This window comes from Lentibacillus kimchii (assembly GCF_055381965.1).
On record NZ_AP043934.1, the window covers coordinates 1,431,161 to 1,451,521 of the forward strand.

At 33.5% G+C, this 20,361-nt stretch carries 21 protein-coding genes; all 21 read left to right on the top strand.

From position 1 onward, the window contains the following. The 21 genes from ACZ444_RS07690 to ACZ444_RS07790 all read left to right on the top strand — a co-directional run bounded on the left by ACZ444_RS07690 (position 1) and on the right by ACZ444_RS07790 (position 20,282). Positions 1–627, top strand: a complete 627-nt coding sequence (locus ACZ444_RS07690; RefSeq protein ID WP_382361664.1) for an HNH endonuclease — start codon at positions 1–3, stop codon at positions 625–627. A 568-nt stretch (positions 628–1,195) separates the two neighbouring features. Then, the gene (locus ACZ444_RS07695; protein WP_382361662.1) at positions 1,196–1,561 is read left to right on the top strand and encodes a hypothetical protein; all 366 of its coding nucleotides are present in this window, start codon (positions 1,196–1,198) and stop codon (positions 1,559–1,561) included. Beyond that, a complete protein-coding gene (locus ACZ444_RS07700) occupies positions 1,558–3,240 on the top strand; it encodes a terminase large subunit (RefSeq protein ID WP_382361659.1) in 1,683 nt (560 codons plus the stop codon). Before ACZ444_RS07695 ends, ACZ444_RS07700 begins: the two co-directional genes overlap by 4 nt. 18 nt (positions 3,241–3,258) lie before the next feature. Next, positions 3,259–4,446: a phage portal protein gene (locus ACZ444_RS07705; RefSeq protein WP_382361656.1), complete on the top strand. Its 1,188-nt coding sequence runs from the start codon at positions 3,259–3,261 to the stop codon at positions 4,444–4,446. Continuing rightward, a complete protein-coding gene (locus tag ACZ444_RS07710; RefSeq protein ID WP_382361653.1) occupies positions 4,446–5,183 on the top strand; it encodes a head maturation protease, ClpP-related in 738 nt (245 codons plus the stop codon). Before ACZ444_RS07705 ends, ACZ444_RS07710 begins: the two co-directional genes overlap by 1 nt. 20 nt (positions 5,184–5,203) lie before the next feature. Next, positions 5,204–6,427 carry a phage major capsid protein gene (locus tag ACZ444_RS07715; RefSeq protein WP_382361650.1) on the top strand — a complete coding sequence of 408 codons (1,224 nt, stop codon included), beginning with the start codon at positions 5,204–5,206 and terminating at the stop codon, positions 6,425–6,427. 55 nt (positions 6,428–6,482) lie between these two features. Further along, on the top strand, positions 6,483–6,770 hold the full coding sequence (locus ACZ444_RS07720) for a head-tail connector protein (RefSeq protein ID WP_382361647.1): 288 nt from the start codon (positions 6,483–6,485) through the stop codon (positions 6,768–6,770). Beyond that, on the top strand, positions 6,763–7,095 hold the full coding sequence (locus ACZ444_RS07725) for a phage head closure protein (protein ID WP_382361644.1): 333 nt from the start codon (positions 6,763–6,765) through the stop codon (positions 7,093–7,095). The genes ACZ444_RS07720 and ACZ444_RS07725 overlap by 8 nt, the downstream gene beginning before the upstream one ends. Then, positions 7,095–7,469 (top strand): HK97-gp10 family putative phage morphogenesis protein, encoded by a 375-nt coding sequence (locus tag ACZ444_RS07730; protein ID WP_382361641.1) that lies wholly within the window; start codon positions 7,095–7,097, stop codon positions 7,467–7,469. Before ACZ444_RS07725 ends, ACZ444_RS07730 begins: the two co-directional genes overlap by 1 nt. Further along, complete coding sequence (locus ACZ444_RS07735) at positions 7,466–7,858, top strand: hypothetical protein (protein ID WP_382361638.1); 393 nt, start codon at positions 7,466–7,468, stop codon at positions 7,856–7,858. Before ACZ444_RS07730 ends, ACZ444_RS07735 begins: the two co-directional genes overlap by 4 nt. A 17-nt stretch (positions 7,859–7,875) precedes the next feature. Then, positions 7,876–8,451, top strand: a complete 576-nt coding sequence (locus ACZ444_RS07740) for a major tail protein (RefSeq protein WP_382361635.1) — start codon at positions 7,876–7,878, stop codon at positions 8,449–8,451. Positions 8,452–8,706: 255 nt separating this feature from the next. Beyond that, a complete protein-coding gene (locus ACZ444_RS07745) occupies positions 8,707–9,138 on the top strand; it encodes a hypothetical protein (protein WP_382361633.1) in 432 nt (143 codons plus the stop codon). Between the two features lie 107 nt (positions 9,139–9,245). Beyond that, positions 9,246–9,578 carry a phage tail assembly chaperone G gene (gene gpG, locus ACZ444_RS07750; RefSeq protein WP_382361630.1) on the top strand — a complete coding sequence of 111 codons (333 nt, stop codon included), beginning with the start codon at positions 9,246–9,248 and terminating at the stop codon, positions 9,576–9,578. Between the two features lie 282 nt (positions 9,579–9,860). Beyond that, the gene (locus ACZ444_RS07755; protein WP_464433243.1) at positions 9,861–14,390 is read left to right on the top strand and encodes a hypothetical protein; all 4,530 of its coding nucleotides are present in this window, start codon (positions 9,861–9,863) and stop codon (positions 14,388–14,390) included. Further along, positions 14,391–15,941: a distal tail protein Dit gene (locus ACZ444_RS07760; RefSeq protein WP_382361624.1), complete on the top strand. Its 1,551-nt coding sequence runs from the start codon at positions 14,391–14,393 to the stop codon at positions 15,939–15,941. 15 nt (positions 15,942–15,956) lie between these two features. Then, positions 15,957–16,439 (top strand): hypothetical protein, encoded by a 483-nt coding sequence (locus tag ACZ444_RS07765; RefSeq protein ID WP_382361621.1) that lies wholly within the window; start codon positions 15,957–15,959, stop codon positions 16,437–16,439. Positions 16,440–16,442: 3 nt separating this feature from the next. Beyond that, positions 16,443–16,661: a hypothetical protein gene (locus tag ACZ444_RS07770; RefSeq protein WP_382361618.1), complete on the top strand. Its 219-nt coding sequence runs from the start codon at positions 16,443–16,445 to the stop codon at positions 16,659–16,661. A gap of 101 nt (positions 16,662–16,762) precedes the next feature. Then, a complete protein-coding gene (locus tag ACZ444_RS07775; protein ID WP_382361615.1) occupies positions 16,763–17,368 on the top strand; it encodes a hypothetical protein in 606 nt (201 codons plus the stop codon). Positions 17,369–17,460: 92 nt separating this feature from the next. Next, positions 17,461–17,790 (top strand): YjcQ family protein, encoded by a 330-nt coding sequence (locus ACZ444_RS07780; RefSeq protein WP_382361612.1) that lies wholly within the window; start codon positions 17,461–17,463, stop codon positions 17,788–17,790. A gap of 86 nt (positions 17,791–17,876) precedes the next feature. Next, positions 17,877–18,263: a phage tail fiber protein gene (locus ACZ444_RS07785; protein ID WP_382361609.1), complete on the top strand. Its 387-nt coding sequence runs from the start codon at positions 17,877–17,879 to the stop codon at positions 18,261–18,263. A gap of 18 nt (positions 18,264–18,281) precedes the next feature. After that, complete coding sequence (locus ACZ444_RS07790) at positions 18,282–20,282, top strand: WD40 repeat domain-containing protein (protein WP_382361606.1); 2,001 nt, start codon at positions 18,282–18,284, stop codon at positions 20,280–20,282. The last annotated feature ends 79 nt before the right edge of the window (positions 20,283–20,361 follow it).

The window sequence follows — 20,361 nt, forward strand, 5'->3', positions numbered from 1 at the left end:
ATGGTAGAAAGTAATAAAGAATGTATAGTTGAGTGGTGTAATAATAGTAGACATAACAGCGGAAATGGTTACTACAATAAAAGATGTAGAAGACATTATGATCAGTACAGGAAATATGGATATAACTTCAGAACTGACAATGATCCGAATGAAATAGTTGAACATGAAGAATATTCAGAACTAATCATAAGACAAGGTATAGAAATTGTTGAAACAGTTAAAGTCGATAAAGAAGATGTACCAATGATTAGTAGGTACAAGTGGTTACTACATGATAAAGGATATATCTTAACAAAAATCAATCAAACAACTAAGTATCTACATAGAATGATAATGAATCCTCCAGGGTATATGGAAGTAGACCATATTAATCTAGACAAGACAGACAACAGAAAGAGTAATATGAGAGTGTGTACACATATACAGAACACATGGAACAGACAAGGTAATGGTGTTGCTAAGATAACTGATAGACCATTGAGTAAACCTTATGTAGCAAGGATAACTATTGATGGTAAGCATATACACTTAGGATATTATAAAACATTTGAAGAAGCAAGACAACATAGAGTTGAAGCTGAACATAAGTATCATGGAGAGTATAGATATATTTACAGCGAGATTTAGTATCTAAGAAGGATGGAGACAATATGTCATGATTTTTATACTACTTATAGTAACGATGATGATAACAGCATTTGCATTGGACGATGGATATCATAAATGAAAGAGTATGATAATGGTGACTTAGTACCAACTAATGATAGGTGATTGATATAGTTTGTATCGATATGATTTGTAAGATAGATTACATAGATGTATCTGTGAGATGTTTTTATTGATATCGAGAGTGTTAGATCGTGAAATACATATAATTTATTGTGCAGCTTATGTGTAAGTTGTGCAGAGTATAGAGATATAATAAGGAAAGGAAGGTATAAATGGTAGGAATATTTTTGTTTATTCAATTAGTAATATTTTTAATTCCATTAGCTACTTATCCAATTTATTGTAAATAAAAAATAAAAAATTTAAAAAATAAAAGTCCCCCCTGAAAACTTAAGATAACCAAAGCCCGCTACACCGGCGCGGAACGTTAGCTCTGCTAGCATAGCAATTCGCGGATGGGGGGGTTAAGTATATTAAATATAAATTTAACAAAAATATAATAAAAGTTAGGAGGATCTTATGCAAAATGGTTAAACCTAGTGTTAAAAAACAAAATGAATCTATAAATGCAGAACGACAAAAGCTTATGGATATATTTACAGATATCCTTCCAGAAGATCAAATGGCAGTAGCTGAGAAATTAATTGATCGTATAGCTTTTATGTCTGAGACATTGAAGAATTTAGAGAATGATATCAAGAGTAAAGGTGCTACATATAAATTTCAAAATGGTAAACAAGAGATGATCATAGAGAATCCTTCTCAGAAATCTTATTCAACTTTAGTAAATAGATATACTGCTGCATGCAAAGAGTTATTTAATTTATTATCTAAAGAGCAACAGTCGAAAGTGGAAGATGACGGCTTTGATAGCTTCCTTGATAAGAAATGAGTAAAGTATATCTAAAAGACAATCCAATCATTACATATTATCAACAGATTAAATCAGGTGATGTAACTGTATCTAAAAAAGTTAGAAAAGTGTATGAGCATTTAGTTGAAGATATTGTTAATAATCCTGACTCTAATTATGAATATGATCATAACAAAGCTAGTCATGCTATTGAGTTTATTGAGCGATTCTGTAAACATTCAAAAGGTGCTATGGGTGGTAAGCCATTAATCTTAGAATTGTGGCAGAAAGCATTAGTAGCGTCTATGTTTGGTATCGTAAGTAAAGAAACAGGACTACGTAAATACAGACAGGTAATGTTAATCGTAGGTAGGAAGAATGGTAAGTCAGCTTTGAGTAGCGCAGTAGGATTATATCTTATGGTCGCTGATGGTGAATCTGGAAGTGAGATTGTGAGCGTGGCAACTAAACGTGAACAGGCTAAGATTATTTTTGAAGAAGCTAAGAGTATGGTTAAAAAATCACCTGTACTAAAGAGGCGTATTAAAACTAGAGTAGCAGATTTAACTAGTGGAGATCACACATTTAAACCTGTAGGTAGGGATAGCGATTCTCTTGACGGTTTAAACCTTAATGGAGCACTTATAGACGAGATACATGCTATGAAGACTAAAGAGTTATTTGATGTGATTAGTGATAGTACAACGGCTCGTGAACAACCTATGATATTTTTAACCAGTACAGCAGGTACAGTGAGAAATAGCGTGTATGACATTTTATTCGATGAAGCTTCAAGTATTATCAATGGATATGAAGACCCTGACGGATATAAAAATGAATCTATACTACCGATAATTTATGAACTTGATGAGAAAAAAGAATGGACTAATCCTGATATGTGGTACAAAGCAAATCCAGGTCTTGGTAGTATTAAACAGTATAGCCAATTACAAACTAAAGTTGAACAAGCTAAACATAATAGTATGTTAATCAAAAACTTAGTATGTAAAGAGTTTAACATACGTGAAACATCTACAGAAACATGGCTATCTTTTGAAGATCTTAATAATACAGATACATTTGATATTAATGAACTACAACCTAGATATGGTATAGCAGGTGTTGATATGTCACAATCAGTAGATTTAACTGCCGCTAGTGTACTATTTATGATACCTAATGATAATCGAATATTCGTAGAAAGTTGTTTCTTCTTGCCACGGGATCTTGTCAGTAAAAAAGAGACAGAAGATAAGATCCCTTATAGCCAATGGTATAAACAAGGATTACTAAGATTGTCTCAAGGTAATAAGATTGATTCTAATGATGTTATAAATTGGCTTATTGAGGTACAGGAAGATAAAGATATAATGTTACCTTATGTGGCTTACGATAGTTGGGGCACAGATTTATTTGTGCAAAGAGCTAAAGATACGTTTGGTGAACCTGCATTACTTCCAATCATACAGGGAAAGAAAACATTAAGCTCACCTATGCAGAACCTCGGTGCTTCTCTTCAGAAGAAACAAATAAATTATAATAACAATCCAATCATGAAATGGAATTTAAGTAACGTTAGCTATGAACAAGATAAGAATGGCAATATACAGCCGAGTAAAGGCAATAACCAAAGACGCAGAATTGATGGATTTGCTTCAATGTTAAACGCATATGTAGCTTTAGAAAATAACTATGATGAATACTTATCGTTAATCTAAACAGTCAGGAGGTGACTTATGGGATTTAAAGATATGTTTAAAAGAAAAGATGACAAAGTAAAAACAACTGAAAATTTTAAAATGATTACATCTAATCAAAATGGATTCTTTAATTGGAATGGTAACTTATATAAATCAGATATTGTACGTAGTGCTATTAGACCAAAGGTACAAGCGATAGGTAAAGCTACTGGCACTCATGTACAAGAGCGTAGTGATGGTGATAAGCATAATCCACATGCTCATATTAGATTTTTATTGGATGAACCTAATCCATACATGACAGGTCAAGTTTTGCAAGAGAAGCTTATAACGCAACTTGAGCTTAATAATAATGCTTTTGCATACATAAATAGAGATGAAAATGGTACTCCAATAGAATTATATCCTATTGTACCTATGGGTGTACAAGTTGTTACCGATGAAAATAATGTACTGTATCTAAGGTTTACACGAGATAATGGACAAGTTGTAACATTTAAATATAGTGACATTATACATTTACGTAAAGATTTTAATAGTGATGAGTTGTTTGGATCATCTAATGGTGAAGCATTAGCTAACCTGATGGAAGTAGTTAATACAACCGATCAAGGTGTTACCAAAGCTGTAAAAAATAGTAACGTTATCCAGTGGCTTTTGAAGTTCAATACAGCTATGCGACAAGAGGATATCAAAAAGAATACTAAGCAATTTATAAATGACTTTATGGATATTGATAATGAAGATGGTGCAGTAGGTGCAGCTGGGATTGATAGCAAGACAGAGGCGCATAGAGTTACAAACGATTCTTATGTTCCAGAGCATGAAAGTATAGATATATTTGTAAATCGTATCTATGCTTTTTTTAATACCAATAAAAATATTGTTACAGGTCAATATACTGAGGATCAATGGGTAGCATATAGTGAGTCTAATATTGTACCAGTATTAAAACAAATGTCAGAAGAATATACACGTAAGTTATTTAATCGTAGACAACGTGCAAGAGGACATAAGATTGTATTTAATAGTGAAAGTCTGTCATTCGCAAGCATGGAAACTAAATTAGGATTAACTGAATTAGTTGATAGAGGTGCTATGAGTATTAATGAGTTTAGAAGAATACTTAATATGCCACCTGTGGCTCATGGTGATGAATATGTCAGACGGCTGGATACAAGACCAGTTCAAGAAGATAATTCTGGAAATGGGGGTGATAACTAATGACAAAGCAAGTAAATGTTAAGGGAACAATTATTCCTAATGATGTTAAATTTATTTATGATTTATTCGATATTGATAGTACAAGTCCTAATGACATCAATGATGTGATTGATAATAATGGTGACGAAATAGAAGTTATTGTTAACTCTGGTGGTGGTGACGTATTCTCAGGTAGTGAAATTTATACTGCACTTAAAGATAGTAATCATAAAGTCACAGTTAAAGTCACAGGGATAGGTGCATCATCGGCTAGTGTAATAGCTATGGCAGGAGATGAAGTACAAATGTCTCCAACGGCTCAAATCATGATACATAATGTAAGTAGTGGTGCTCAAGGTGACTATAAAGAATTGAAACACGAATCAGATGTTATCAAAAATTATAATAAATCAATCGCTAGTGCTTATGTTAATAAGACTGGTAAAAGTGAGCAAGAGATTTTAAATCTGATGGACAAAGAAACATGGCTTACTGCACAGCAAGCTAAGGAACAAGGTTTTATTGATAAAGTTATGTTTGAAGATGATAATAATCAAAATATGAATCTTGTCGCTAGTAACAATGCAACTATTTTACCGCAAGCAGTCATTGATAAAGTTAAAAATGATAGATTAGATCAGGTCATGGAATATGGCGTGACAGATGATAAGTCACAAGAAGAAGATAATACAACAAATGATGTAACAATTGAGCAACAACAAGCTCAAGCAAAATTAAATTTACTAAAATTAAAATAATATTGAAAGGAAAGATTTAAATGGATTATAACAATTATATTGAACAACGTAACCAGCTAATGAATGAAGCAGAACAGCTTATTGGTGAGCAAAAGATTGAAGAATCTGAAGAAAAAATGAATGAGGTTAAGCAGCTTGATGATAACTATGAACAAGCTAAAGCTAAACAAGCAGATCTTAATGCTCTTAAAGATAATGAGCAAGTAGTTAATTTTGACAATAAAACAGAGAATGTAAAAGGTGGAAAAGAAATGGCTAATCTAGATAATACAAATTATGCAGGAGAGCAAGTAGATTATAAGACAGCATGGGCTAAACACATGATGAATCAAACTCTTAATGAACAAGAGCAACAAGTATTCAATGAAATGAATAATGCTTATACGCATGATACAGGAAATACTTCTACGCTTATTCCAGAGACCGTAGCGCAAGGTATATTCCAAAAAGCTCAAGAGCAATATCCTTTCCTAGAAGCAGTTAAAAAGTTTGCTGTAGAAGGTCATTTGACACTAAACAAACATGATGCTGTTAAGTCTGGTGACGCTAAGTTCTATGATGAAGATACAGAAACAGAACTTGAAGAAAATCAATTTGGTACATTGAATCTAACAGGTAAAGAGATTTCTAAAGCCGTTCAAGTATCATGGAAGCTTCAAACAATGAGTATTCAAAACTTTATGAATTTTCTCACTGATGAACTAGGTCGACGCGTAGGGATGGCTCTAGGAACAGCCGTTATTAATGGTAAAGGCGATGAAACAGAACCAGAAGGATTACTTACAAAACTTGAAGCAGAAAGTAAGACTCCACAAATTACTAAGTATACTGATGAAATTACATATCAAGACGTAACAAATGCTATCAGTAAAGTACATAGCACTTATCTAAATGATGTAGGTATCTATGCAAATAATGCTACTGTATGGAATCAACTGGCAAATATCACGGATGGCAATGGTCGTCCACTATTTATTCCTGAGCCAAGCGAATCTTCTATTGGCAGAATTTTCGGTAAGCGTGTGTTCGCAGACGCTGGAGTACCTGATAACTATATTATTATCGGATCTGCAAAAGATGGAATGGTATTTAATACTAATCGTCCATTTGAAATCGTAACTGAACAACATGCTCGTAAGCGTACTACAGATATGGTTGCGTACAGTATCGTGGACTCAGGCGTTCTTGACTCACAAGCATTTTCGGTACTGAAGAAAGGATCTGGTGGCGGTGGCAAATCCTAATAAGGACTCTTAGTAGTCCTTACCACCTATCCATTTTAAAGTAAGGTGATGATATATGGATATCGAAGATGTAAAACATTATATGCGAATAGATGGTGATGAAGATGATCAATTTATCTCATCTCTAATTGAAGCTGCTAAAATATATATACTCAATTCTACAGGTATTAAACCTGATGAGTCTGATGCTTTACACCAATTAGTTGTTAAAATTTTGTGTGTACATTGGTATGAAAATAGAGGGGCAAAGGATCTAGAGAGTCGTGCACCAATGGAATTTAGTGTTGAAAGTATTATGAATCAAATTGCACTTACAAGTAAGCCAAGTGATACTGATGGCTGAATTAAGTAGTGCAGGTAAGATGAACCAACGTATACATTTTAACAAAGTAACTCATGGCAAAAATGATTATGGTCAAGTAGTTGATAAAGAAGAAACAATATACTCATGTTGGTCTGAAATACGTTCACAATATTTACAAGACATTGAATCATCAATAGGCACTGATTTGGAAGACACTATAACCTTTATCATTCGATACACCAATAAGGACATTACAAATGATATGACAGTTAAGCATGGTGAGGATACATATAAGATCACTAAAATTACACCTGATATACAAGACAAAAAGTTTACAACTATTATTGCTAAGAAGGTGTCTTGATGGGTGTAGATATAGATAGTAAAAGTATTGAGAAAAATCTTAAACAGATGGCAGCTAAAGAAAAGAAAGTACGTAATAAAGCATTAAAAAAAGCGTCACAAGAGTTTGCAAGTAGTCTAGAGGATAATACACCTTATGATCCTGAAAGTGGAAATAAGAAGCACATGAAAGATGATGTAGTCTACAGTGGTGTAGATAGTGACGGTGAGGTAACAGTTGGATATGGTAGTGACACAGCACCTAGAGTCCATTTTGTAGAAACAGGTACTATCAATATTAGACCACAAGGATTTATGCAACAGACGCAAGAAAATTTTGAAAGTGAATTTAAGAATATTATGGAAAATGAAATTAAAGGAGGTCTAGGTCTATGACACTGCCTATTAAAATGGTCTATGACTTACTGTTAGACAGTCCAGATTTAACAAGTGTCGTAGACTCAGATCATATTTTTATGCTTGATGTACCAGAAGATAATCGAAGGGTAGATCATTTTCCTATAATTAGGATTAATGAGATCAATGATAAACAAAATGCTTTTGCATCTAACATGCCTAACTCCATTCAGATGACTGTACAAGTAGATGTATGGTCGAATGATTATAGTAAATTAGATACTATACAGTCTAAATTGGATAGCTATATGGCTGCTAATCAATGGGTGCAATATAGCGGTAGTATTGATATTGATCCAGATATTGATACTCCAAGATTATATAGACGGTACAGAGCAATACAGCAAATAAATAATAATAATAAATAGAAAAGGATGATTAAATTATGAGTACAATCGGATTTGAATCAATTGATATCGGGATCATGGACGAGGATGAAAATATTACAGATACGTATACACTAGATAAGCAGTCGGGCGGTGCAATTAACGCATCTATCTCTGGACTTGGCGCTGAGATGTCAACCGTTTATGCATCTAATGCTCCATTTTATATCTCAGCTTTAGGTACAGGGCAGCCAGAACTAGAATTACAAGTAGCAGATATCCCAGACGATGTACTATCCAAAATTAGTGGTGCAGATGAAGACGCAGACGGTATCATGAAGCTAGGGGATAAGACACAACCACCATTTGCTGCGGTTGTACTTAAAACACAAGGCATGGGCGGTGACGATATTTATGTATCGTTGCTTAAAGGTAAGTTTCAATTTCCAGACCAGTCCATGAGTACAGTTAATGATAGCGGCGCAGAGCCATCAGAAGATACAATTACATTTAATGGTGTTAGTCGTAACTCAGATGGTTATGTATATGCAAAGACGCGCTCATCTAATACAAACTTTAGTGAAAGTAGCTTTAGGGATTTTGCACTCCCAAAAAAGTCAGGGGGAACAGCTTAATAGATGATGAGACTATTATAGATGACGAGACTATTATAGATGAAAACGAGGAACTAATGAGCTTTTTTGGTAAAGTGGGATTAGATATGACGAGACATACCTAACCTTACTTTATGTTTATATACTGACATGAAGAATTTAACAAAATCTGATATAATATAACATAAGGGATAGGGTAGCTCCCGAAAGGCAGTATCCTGACTGCTTTCCCTTTAATATACATATCAGGATTAAACTTACAGGAGGTTTATTATAATGTTTAAAAAGTATAGACGAATTATATTTGTGTCTTTTACAGCACTAACATTAGCTATAATGCTTACTTTAATATTTTTTGGTGATCCAATTGCCGATACTATAAATAAAAAAGAGACTGAAGAACATAAAGCAGAAATGGCAGACATGGAAGTTGATAGCCAATTAAGAGGTAACGTAATGAGTATGGCTAATGCAGTCAAAGACGAAGTGCAAAATGATATGACTGAACAAGACACAAGAAAAAATGATAAATCTATAAATGAAAAAAGAATAGATAACTTTGACTATGATAAAAATAAGGAAATGGCAGAAAATGATCGTGAAGAAAAATTAGTTACTAATGCATACCTTCTCAAATCTAGCTATAGCTCAGGTGATGCAACAGTAGATGATGTGAAAGAAATTCACGACATAGCATACGGTGATTAAAAGAATAAGGGAAATACAGGTTAAGTCTAATAGGGCTTAACTTTTTTTATATTTGATCAAGTATAAAACTAATTAATTAATTAAAATAAAACAAAGGTGGAATATAGATGATTAAATTGACACTACGTAATCCAGAGACAGGGAAAAACAATACATATACTGAAACGTTTGTATCTTCTCGGCATTTACGTGAAGTAGTTGAATTTGGTACTAAGACAGAAAAAGGTGAATTGAACGAAGTAGAACAATTGGATGAAATGATTACCATTGTAGCTTCTGCATTTAGCAGCGAAAATGTTACATATGATTCAATCCTTGATGGACTTTCTTCAAATAAGTTAAATGAAACACTAGATGGGATTATGACTCAAATTCTTGGCGGAAGCGACGAAGACGATGAGTCGGGGAAGCAGAAAGCCGAACATACCAAGAGTCACTAGACAGTCTAGATGAGATGTACAGGGATCTTATCATAAATAATGGCTGGAAACATGTTGACATAGACAATATGGATATTAACCATTTTCTAAGGATCATGAATAATAAAGAAGATGATAAAGGTAATAGCAATAATAAGAAAAAAGATGATGTAGAAGAATGGTTTAAATCAATATAGGGTACTTCATAGCGGTATCCTATTTTTTTACGTAATAAATAATTTAAATTTTATGAAAAAAGGTAGGTGAGATGTTATGGCAACTGGCGGTAAACCTTTAGGTGAGATGACTGTTGGTATGTCTTTAGATGGTACTAATTTTAGTAAAACTTTAAAAGGTATCCAGAAACAAATCAAGACATCCCAATCAGCCATGAAAGCCAACATCTCTGTCTTAACAAGTGCTGGTGATCAATACGGTGCGTTAGAAGCTAAAGTAAATGGCTTAAATGATACTATGTCAGCCAATCGACAGAATATAGATCAACTCAGGTCTAAGTATGATGAGATGGCTAATACATATGGAGAAAACTCAGAACAAGCACAAAAATATGCCAAGCAGTTAAACGATGCTATACGTAAACAATCATCTTACCAGAAACAATTAGACAATACTAAGACTAAAATGAGTGATTTGTCTAGAGGTACTGAAGATTATAAAGAACGTATCAAACAATCGACTAGAAAAATTAATGCACAGGTTAAAGCTCATGAATCTCAGGGTGACGTTTATCAAGCAAACGCTTCTAAGTTGAAAGGTTTAAAAGAAAGCCATGAGTTGCAAGAACAAGTAGTTGAAAATGAGAAAGATAAATTAGAAGAATTAAAGCAGACATACGGTGAAAACTCATCAGAAGTAAGAGAACAAGAGACAGCATTAGAAGAAGCTCGTTCACAGTATACTCAATTAGGTAGTAGTATTGAGTCTATTCAAGATCAATATGGAAATCTTAATGAGAAGATGGCTGGAACTGCCGACAAATTAAATAAAGTCGGAGATAATATACAGAATACATCTGGTAAGGTTAAAAGTTTTGGTAGTAAGTGGACTAAAGCATCTGCTGCTGGTGTAGGTGCTATTGGTGGACTTACTGGTTCTATTGTAGGTTTAACTCAGAAAGTAATGGAAAATGCAGATAGTATCGATGAACAATCAAGAAAGATGGGTGTATCTACAGATTTTTATCAAGAGATGGACTATTGGGCACAACAGAATAGTGTATCGAATGAAAGCTTCCAGAAAGCTGTAGAACGACTTAACCAACGTATGGGTCGAGCAGCAGATGGAAATGACAAGTATTCTGATGCCTTAAAAGACTTAAATGTTGATATGGATAAGGTTAAAAAAGGTACATTAGATACTGAAGAAGCATTTGCACAGACAATTAAGACACTTAGTGAGATGGATGATGAGCAAGAGAAATCAGCCAAAGCCAGTGAATTATTTGGCACGAAACTTTCAAGAGAATTACTACCTGCGCTAAGTGATGGATCTCTTTCAATGGAAGAAGCAAAGGAACAAGCTCATGATATGGGAGTTGTCTTGTCTGATGAACAGATAGATGCTTCATCTAAATTTGAACAGTCTTTTGATAAAATCAAATCATCGATAGGTGGCGTAGCAAGTAAGATAGGCTTAGAGTTAATGCCTTATATGCAAGATGGACTGGATTGGGTACAAAATCATTTACCCGAAATAAAAGAAAAAGTAAAAGATACTACAGACAATATTATTAATGGTGTTAAAGATTTAGTAGAAGGATATAAAGACTTAAATCCTAAGACTAAAAAAGCCGTTAAATTAATTGGTGCTATATCAACTGTAGGCGGTCCCGCTGTAAGTACATTAGGACATTTAGCTTCAGGTATTGGCGGTGTAGCCAAAGTATCAGGTAGTTTAGTGTCTGGATTAGGATCTAAAGGTGGTAAAGGTCTACTCGGATCACTAACAGGACTTACACGTATGGGCGTTGTAGGTTTAGCTATTGGTGCAGTAGGTGGACTTACATATGGTATCAAAAAACTTATTGACAAAAATAAAGAATCAAAAGAAGTAAACCTTGATAACGCTAAATCATTATCTGACGAAGCATATCAATTAGAAAATGCAACAGATAAATTTGACAAATTAAAGAGTAAAGCTGATTTAACTAATGACGAATTAAAAGAAATTAATGATCTAAACCACAGAATATCTAACTCGTCTAATCCTGATGAAATAGCAGAATTAAAAGATAGGTATAATGAATTGGCTGATAAATCAGGTTTGAGTAAAGATCAACTTGATGAGTTCGTTAATGCTAATGATGACATTATTGAGCAAGCCCCAAATGTAAAAACTGCTGTATCTGAAAGTGGTAATGAGTTTGTTGAACATACAGATAAAGTACGTGATGACATAAAGGCTATGAGAGACTGGTCAGAAACTAAGCTAATTAATGAACAATCAAAGCTTCTTCAAAAAGAAAAAGATGCTCAAGATAAACTTAACAAAGCTAAAAAAGATCAGAAGCAGACGGAAAAAAGGTTAAACTTTCTTGCTGACCATAGGAATGACAGCAAAGAAGAACTTAATAATAAAATAGAAGATACTAAAGAAAAACTTAAAGATGTCAATCATCATTCAGAAAAAGGTAGAAAATTAGATGCTAAACTAAATGACCTGTTAGCTATTAAGAGAGATACTATTGGTGATACGATTGAGGATTTAGAAAAAGAACATAAAGAAAACAAGGAAATAATTCAAGACCAATATGATAGGCTTAACAAGCTACATGAAATAGACAGTCAAATGTCTAATATATATCTTAAGAATGCAGGCATCAAAGAAGAAGGTGTAGAAGGTCTAAAAGTTCTCGAAAATACTATTAAGAAACACGAAAAAGAAAGAACGAAATTACAGCAAAAGAGGAGAGAACAAGGTTATCTCAATCAGAAAGACAAAGATAGACTTCAATACTTAAATAATCAACTTAAAAAAGAAAAAGATTCTAGAAAGAATATTAAAGAAAACACAAATATGTACTCTGATATCAATTTTCTGATACAAAAAGGAAATGATAAGTTACAAGAAAGACTAAACAAACAAGCTAAATCAGTCCTTGAATCTGACAAACTAAATAATAGTGAAAAGAAAAGTATAAGGAAATCTGTTAAAAAGAATAAAGAACACGACAAAGAGATTCAAAAGCTCAAAAAGAAAAAGAAAAAAGAGGGAGCTAATAAGGACGAAATACAAAAGCAAATTAATAAGTTGAAGAATAAGAAAAAAGCCAACAATCAAAATATCCAAGATATTCTCAAAGAAAATGGTCTTTGGAATGACATTAAAAACGCAATACAAAAAGGCAAGAATAAGGAAGATAAAAAAGGCAATAGTGTCAAAAATACTAATAGTAATCTTGAAGTACAGAAATCTAAGGAACAAAAGGTTAATGATAAGACCAGAACAGGTATCGGTTTGGAACAAGACAGGACAGCCGAAGCTGGTAAAGACGTTAATAAAAATGTCGATGTGTTACCTACTCCAACTCTACTCGATTTTAATAATAAGGTTAAACAGTATCAGACTAAACCTGTAGGTATCAATAAAAGTTCTGCATTGGCAAATTTAAATGATGATGTAAGCAAACCAGTTAATAAGACTGTAAATCTAAGTGCCAAGCCTAATAATACTCAAATGGCTTTCCCTCTACTCGCACACGCTAAAGGTACAAAAGGTCATCCATACGATGGCGCAGCTTTAGTTGGTGATGGTAAGGGTAGTAACGCAGGTAGAGAACTTATTACACCACCTAAAAGTAAACCATTTTTATCACCTCCTACTGATACCCTAATGAATCTACCTAAAGGTACTCAGGTTACACCTGCAAAAGAAACTAAGCAAATGTTCCCACAGTATGCTAACGGTACTGATAATCATGTCGATGGTAGCTTTATCTTTAAGAAATTAGGCATGATGGGATTAGGTGATGGTCTTATCTCAGGTGGTATAGGTGATACCATTGCAAAAGTAACCAGAGATTCTTTAGATACGATGCGAGAAATGTTGCGTACTGGTAATAAACATTTAAATGAGTATTCACCTGCTAGCCAATCTGCATCAGCATGGAGACCACAGATAAAAGAAGCTGCAAAATTACTACATACAAGTCCAACAAGATCTGAAATTAATGGTATTATATCTCAGATTGCTTTAGAATCTGGCGGTAATCAAGACACTGTTCAGAGTTCGGATGTTTACGATATTAATATCGCGCAAGGGAATCCTGCACGCGGATTGCTCCAGTACATACCCGAAACATTTAGTGCCTATCAAGTACCTGGTCATCATGATATCTACTCAGGATTTGATCAGCTATTAGCTTTCTTTAATAATACCAATTGGCGTAAAGACTTGCCATACGGTAAGTCAGGTTGGTCACCAACAGGTGCTACTAAGTATGCAGATGGTGGCTTTTCAAGCACAGAGAAATTAGCACATATTTCAGAAAATGACAAACCTGAATCTATTATACCATTAGATAAAGGTAAACGTACACGAGCTGTGTCACTACTTAATAAAACCAAGAAAGCATTAGGTGTACCTGATGGCGGTAAAGTAGTAGTTAATAATGATAATGACGATGTAATTAAACGACAAGACAAGCAGTTAAATATGATGCAACAACAAATTAATCTACTTACACAACTACTGACTAAAGATCATGATATTGTTATTGATGGACAAGCGGTAGCAGAAACTGTTGATCCACACTTAGAAAAAATCAGAAATGAACGAGATGTAAAACAAAGTAGGGGAAGGGGTGATATGTAAATGTCTCCTAATATAAAAATAACATATGATGGTCAAGACTTAGAGAATGTCGTCACTACATCAGGTGGCGACATGTTTATCGTAGAGAATACTAAAGGCAGACAATTTGCTGATGTAGACTATGATACAACAAATATTGGTATTGGCAGAGAATATTATACAGATATGGGTATTAAGTCGAGGGAAATTAAAGTTGATGCTAATGCAGTAGACTCTAATCAATCTCTATTTAAAATATTAGAGAATTTGAACAATGCTTTATATAGAACTGAAGATGTACCTATCACATTTAGTGACGAGCCTGATCGTACATACTACGGCAGATTTACTAATGCAGATGCAAATGATGGATACAATGATGTAGCTCAGTTTACATTAACGTTCCTTTGTCTTGACCCTTACAAATATGGCAGATCAATTACACAATCTCTATCAAATACAACAATAGCCAATGGAGGTACAGTAGAAACATATCCAGTGTTTGATCTAGAAGTAACTAAGCAAACGTCACTCGTATCAATTAAAAACTATGATGATCAAGATGAAGAAGGTACGCCTAGAGAGATGGTGCTTGGTGTAGAGAGTGAAGCAGATGATAAAGAGGTAAATACAAAAAAACTTGTTATGCAAGATACTATGCAATCAACATCAGGCTGGACTCAAGCATCAAACATAGATAGTGGATCAATCTCAGGAAATATGACAACTGACGAGGATGGTTTTTATGCTGATAAGTGGGGTGATGAAAGTAGCAAATCAGATACTCATTGGAGCGATGATAATAATTTAGGTGACTGGGTTGGCCCCTCTTTAGAGCGTAGTTTAGATAATCCTATTCAAGACAGTTTCACATTAGAAGCTTTAATTGAAAACCAGAACGACAAAAATCCTGATGGAAGTCCAGTAGGTGAAGCACATACAGGTATTATGGAAATTTATATGCGTGATATTAATGATAATATGATAGCCAAGATTCAATTCGGTGATACTTACGGAAATAAAGTACAAAATAAAGCTGCGTTTGAAAAAGGTCGTGTCGATGCTTTAGGTGAAAAACGATGGGATTTTACACGTAAAGGCTGGAATGATTTTGATGGTAAGTTGTACGTCAAAAGAGATACTGATGACTTTATCGTAGAAGCATCAGTAGATAATGGTAACGGTGAATATGTTAAGCGTAAATCTTTACGCAGCAGACCAATAGCTGAAGGTGGAACACAAGATAGGAATCCACTTAAGACTATACAGGTAGCTATACGAAAATATAATGGTTCAATGCGTATGTATAATCGCATCAAACAGATTAAATTGTATGATAGTATAGGTGAGTTTGACTACTTATTAGATGATGATACAACACCTGTTCAGTTTAATCAGGGTGACAAAATTAAAATTGATATGTCTAACAACAAAATATTGCTTAATGGAGACCCTCAGCCTAACTTATTGCATTTTGATGCAGAGTATTTTTCATTAGTTGAGGGTCTTAATAATTTAAAATTATCAAATAACATTAAAGGAACAGTGACGTACAGAAACAGATATTTATAAAGGAGTGATTGATGAATGGCAACATTTAAAGTAAAAGAATTAATATCAAAATTAAAAGATGGTAGTAGAGCTATGAATACACGTCAGCCTGAAACGGAAGATCGTTTATCTAAAATTGAAAATAAATTGGACGGTATTGTGAGTGGTGATACGCCAGCAACTACTAGACTATCTGGGAGTAAAGTCGTGGAACAACTATGGAAAGAAGAGATAGTGATGGCAGGTACGTCGAAACAATCAAATGTATATATGTACAAAGATGTAGACGAAATATCAGTTTCTCTTTTTGAAGTTTTAGAAACACATCATTCTTATAGTCTAAAAGTCGACCAAGATACTCCTGCAGGTTTATTTAATCTAACTAATACAGATCACAACGGATTTAAGACCACATCTAATCGCACTAAAGTGGTAGGAGATGGTTTTAGATTTAAAGTAGATAATAAAAGCGATGGAGACCTTAAATATAATGTATCAATCACTATGTTTAGGAGGTAAATTATGAACGTAGAAAAGGTTATTAATACGTTACCAACTGACGAAGACAACAATGTAGTTATGGAATTATACAATTGTTTTATATCTCCCGAAGGTTTTATTAAACGATTTGATGGAAACGGTGCTTCTTTGTCTTATGAATGGTTATACAACCACAAAAAAACAACACCAACATGGAAAAACCAATTTGAATCATGGAAAGAACAAGGATTAATCGACTAACTGTTTGTCTAATGTGAAGTAACACCACGCCCTGACCGGCGTATTTTTTATAGAAAAATCACCTTTCTTGTCGTATTATGTGGACAGGGAGAGGTGATCGTTTGGAGATAGATGATTTAATTAGAGTTATAGTGGAACAGAACGAAGATTACAAAACAATGTTGCAATGGGCAATCAGCGGTATTATTTCGATACTTGTTATTTTTCTAGCAGCAAATTTCTTTGTGATGCAAAAGCTTAGAAAAAAGGAAATTGAAAAAGTGAAGCAAGAAATAATTACAGACTTAAAAGAAGATGATCTTAAACAAATAAAAAGTGAATTAAGTTCAGAAACTAAAAGTTTGACTCGAAATGAACTTAGTTCTGTATGGTATTCAATATATAATTTGCAAAACACTGTGGAAGATAAAAATACAGAAATAACAAGCCTTAAGATTGATCTTAAATTCTTAAAAGGTGACCTCCACGTTCAACAAGGTGTGTATGCTAATGCATATAAATCATATTTAAGCGCACTAAGAAATTGTTTGGAATTTAAGCAATGTGGATTAGTAGATGTCCTTCTTCAAAAAGTAGAGGAATCAGTTGATAATGTAGATAATTTGCTTGTCGGAGAAAAATCTGAATTCAGTTCAGTAGCTAAACTATTAAATTCTGAGCATGAAGAACAGGCTAAGAAAATTCAAGGAAAATTGAATCAATTATAAATCTTAAGCATTTTCATACGTCCACATACTTGCATATTTTTAATGGTTATAACTCCCCTTATTGTCGTATTATATAGACAAGGAGGGGTTAAATGGCAAATGATACTAATGATATTATTTTAGCTGTACTTAAATTTTTAGACGAATCTATGGATGATGAAAAAGTTGATTTTAGTAAAGTGAACGAGGAATCTTTAAATGTTACACATCCGAGATACTGTAAAGTATTATCTATGATGTTAGAAGAAAATCTAATAGCAGGATTAGCTCCTGTTAACTTTGCAGACAGGCAATATACAGAATATAAAGCTATCAATCCTAGAATAACATTAAAAGGTATTGAGTATTTAGATGAAAACACATTGACTAATAAAGGGTACAAAATATTAAAAGAGATTAAGGATTGGATTCCAATGTATTAACAACTGTATAAGTAACTTTAATTAAAATATTTAACACAAAGGCACTCACACGAGTGTCTTTTTATTATGGAAAGGAATGATGATAAATGGGAATGTCAACATATTTAGCAAAAAATATATTAGGTCACGTACTCTTAGGTGAAACGTATACACCACCAAATAAGTTATATTTAGCAGCTTACACAGCGAGTGGTGAGGTATCAGCAAGTAGTTATCAAAGACAAGAAGTTACATTTAAAAAGAAATCGAGCAATATGGCTGTAAACAATACAGACATCTATTTTCCAGTAGCGCAGGAAGATTGGGGCACAATCCATTATTATGTTCTATTAGACGATAAAGATAATGAATTAAATAGAGCATCAGCATATGTTAAAGATAGTGACGGTAATAAAGAACACCCTGTAGTCAATAAAAATGTCCAGTTTGGATTGTCTGAGGGCGACTATGAGATTGAAATACCAACAAAATAAAGAAAGGGTGATACATAGATGGCAAGACTAAATGCAAAAAACAATGTGAGTACAACATTAACATCTGACGTTAAAGCTAATGACACTAAGATAGATGTTAAATATGCATCTATCTTACCTAATGTACCTTTTAGATTAACAATAGATGAAAAAGAGGTAGTAGAAGTAACAGATATTAATGATAATACATTAACAGTTAAACGTGATGTAGAGGATGTATCAGCTAAAGATTACGATGAAGGTACTCTGGTAGAAGTAAATATGACGGCTGGAATGTATAATGAGTTAGCTACAGAACAAGATGCACAGAATAAGGCAAACAAAGCATTATCTGATGCAAAAACTTATACTGATAATAATTTACCTGATATAACATGGAGTAATATACCTAATAAGCCTAGTAAGTTTAAACCAAAAAGTCATACTCACGATATTACTGATATATCAGATTTACAAACCGAATTAGACAATAAAGAAACACCTTCTGATGCACAGAGCAAAGCTGACACTGCTTTGTCTAGTGCTAAAAGCTATGCTATCCCCTCTTCAGACAAAGGAGTTAAAAATGGTGTAGCTCAAATAAATAGTAGTGGTAAAGTTATTGATGCTAATGGCAATGAGGTAGAAGGTAAAGTAGCATCTGTAAATGGTAAGACAGGTGAAATAAGTTTAGATAAATCTGATATTGGTTTATCAAATGTAACAAACGATAAGCAAGCAACTAAAAACGAATTTGATAACCACGTAGGTGATAATACTCACGTAACATCTTCTGAAAAAAATAAGTGGAATAATAAGTCAGATTTTAGTGGTAGTTATAATGATTTAACAGACAAGCCTTCACTATTTAGTGGAGATTATAATGATTTATCAAATAAACCTTCTATTCCTAGCAAAGCTACAGATATTGATATGAATAACGGTAAAAGTGTACAAAGCGAGATGGATAATTTAAAGTCATCTGTCAGTAGTGGTAAAGACAAAATAGGCACAGCCATTACTGACAAAGATAGTAGTGTTTATGTGCCTAGTAGTCCTTCATTTCAACAACTAGCCAATGCTATTGGTAATATTGAAACAAGTAGTAGTGGTGGCAATTATGGTGTTGGCGATACTTTACCTACATCAAATATTAAACTCATTCTGAATGAAGTATGGACATTTTCAGGTCATACAGACAATGTTGAAGCAGTTGATATTGATAATAGTGGAAATGCTTATACTGCTAGTGCTGATGGGAAAGTAAAAAAGATAAATAGTTATGGTAATGAATTATGGTCATTTAGTGATTTTGAAAGTGGTCTCATTACAGATACAAGAATTGAAGATATTGTAGTAGATGATAATTCAAATATATTTGTAGGTGATAGCGAAAGTAATGTAACTAAAATCAGTAGCTTAGGTAACAAAGAATGGGAGTTTACTGGCCATTCTCTACATATAACGCATGTGGCTGCTGATAATAAAGGTAATGTTTATTCTGCCAGTCGTGACAACAGTATGAAGAAAATAGATGGATCAGGCAATGAAGTATGGTCATTTTCAGGTAATACAGGGACTATTGATGCAGTAGATGCTGATATAAATGGTAACGCTTATGAAGGCGGGCATGATGAAACAGTAAGAAAAATTGATAACTCAGGAAATGAAGTATGGAGTTATGATAACGGTGCAAGTGATATAACTGCTATAGCTGTAGACAATTTAGGTGATGTTTTTGTTGGTGATGCTAGTGGATCTGTAAAGAAACTGACATATAAAGGCAAAGAAGTTTGGGAATTTACACAACATTCGGATACTATAAATGGAATATCTATAGATAAAGATGGCAACATATATACAGCAAGTGATGATAATACAGTTAAAAAGATAGACAGCACTGGAAAACAGCAATGGACATTTAAAGGTCATGATAGTTCAGTAAATTCAGTAGCTATTGATAGCAATGATAATATTTATACAGCAAGTAGTGATAACACAGTTAAAAAAGTAGAACAAAGGTATAAAATATTAAATTAATACTAACGCCATAAGGCGTATTTTTTATGTCAAAAAAGGAGGTGACACCTTATCTTTAACAATAATAAGTTTAATGCCT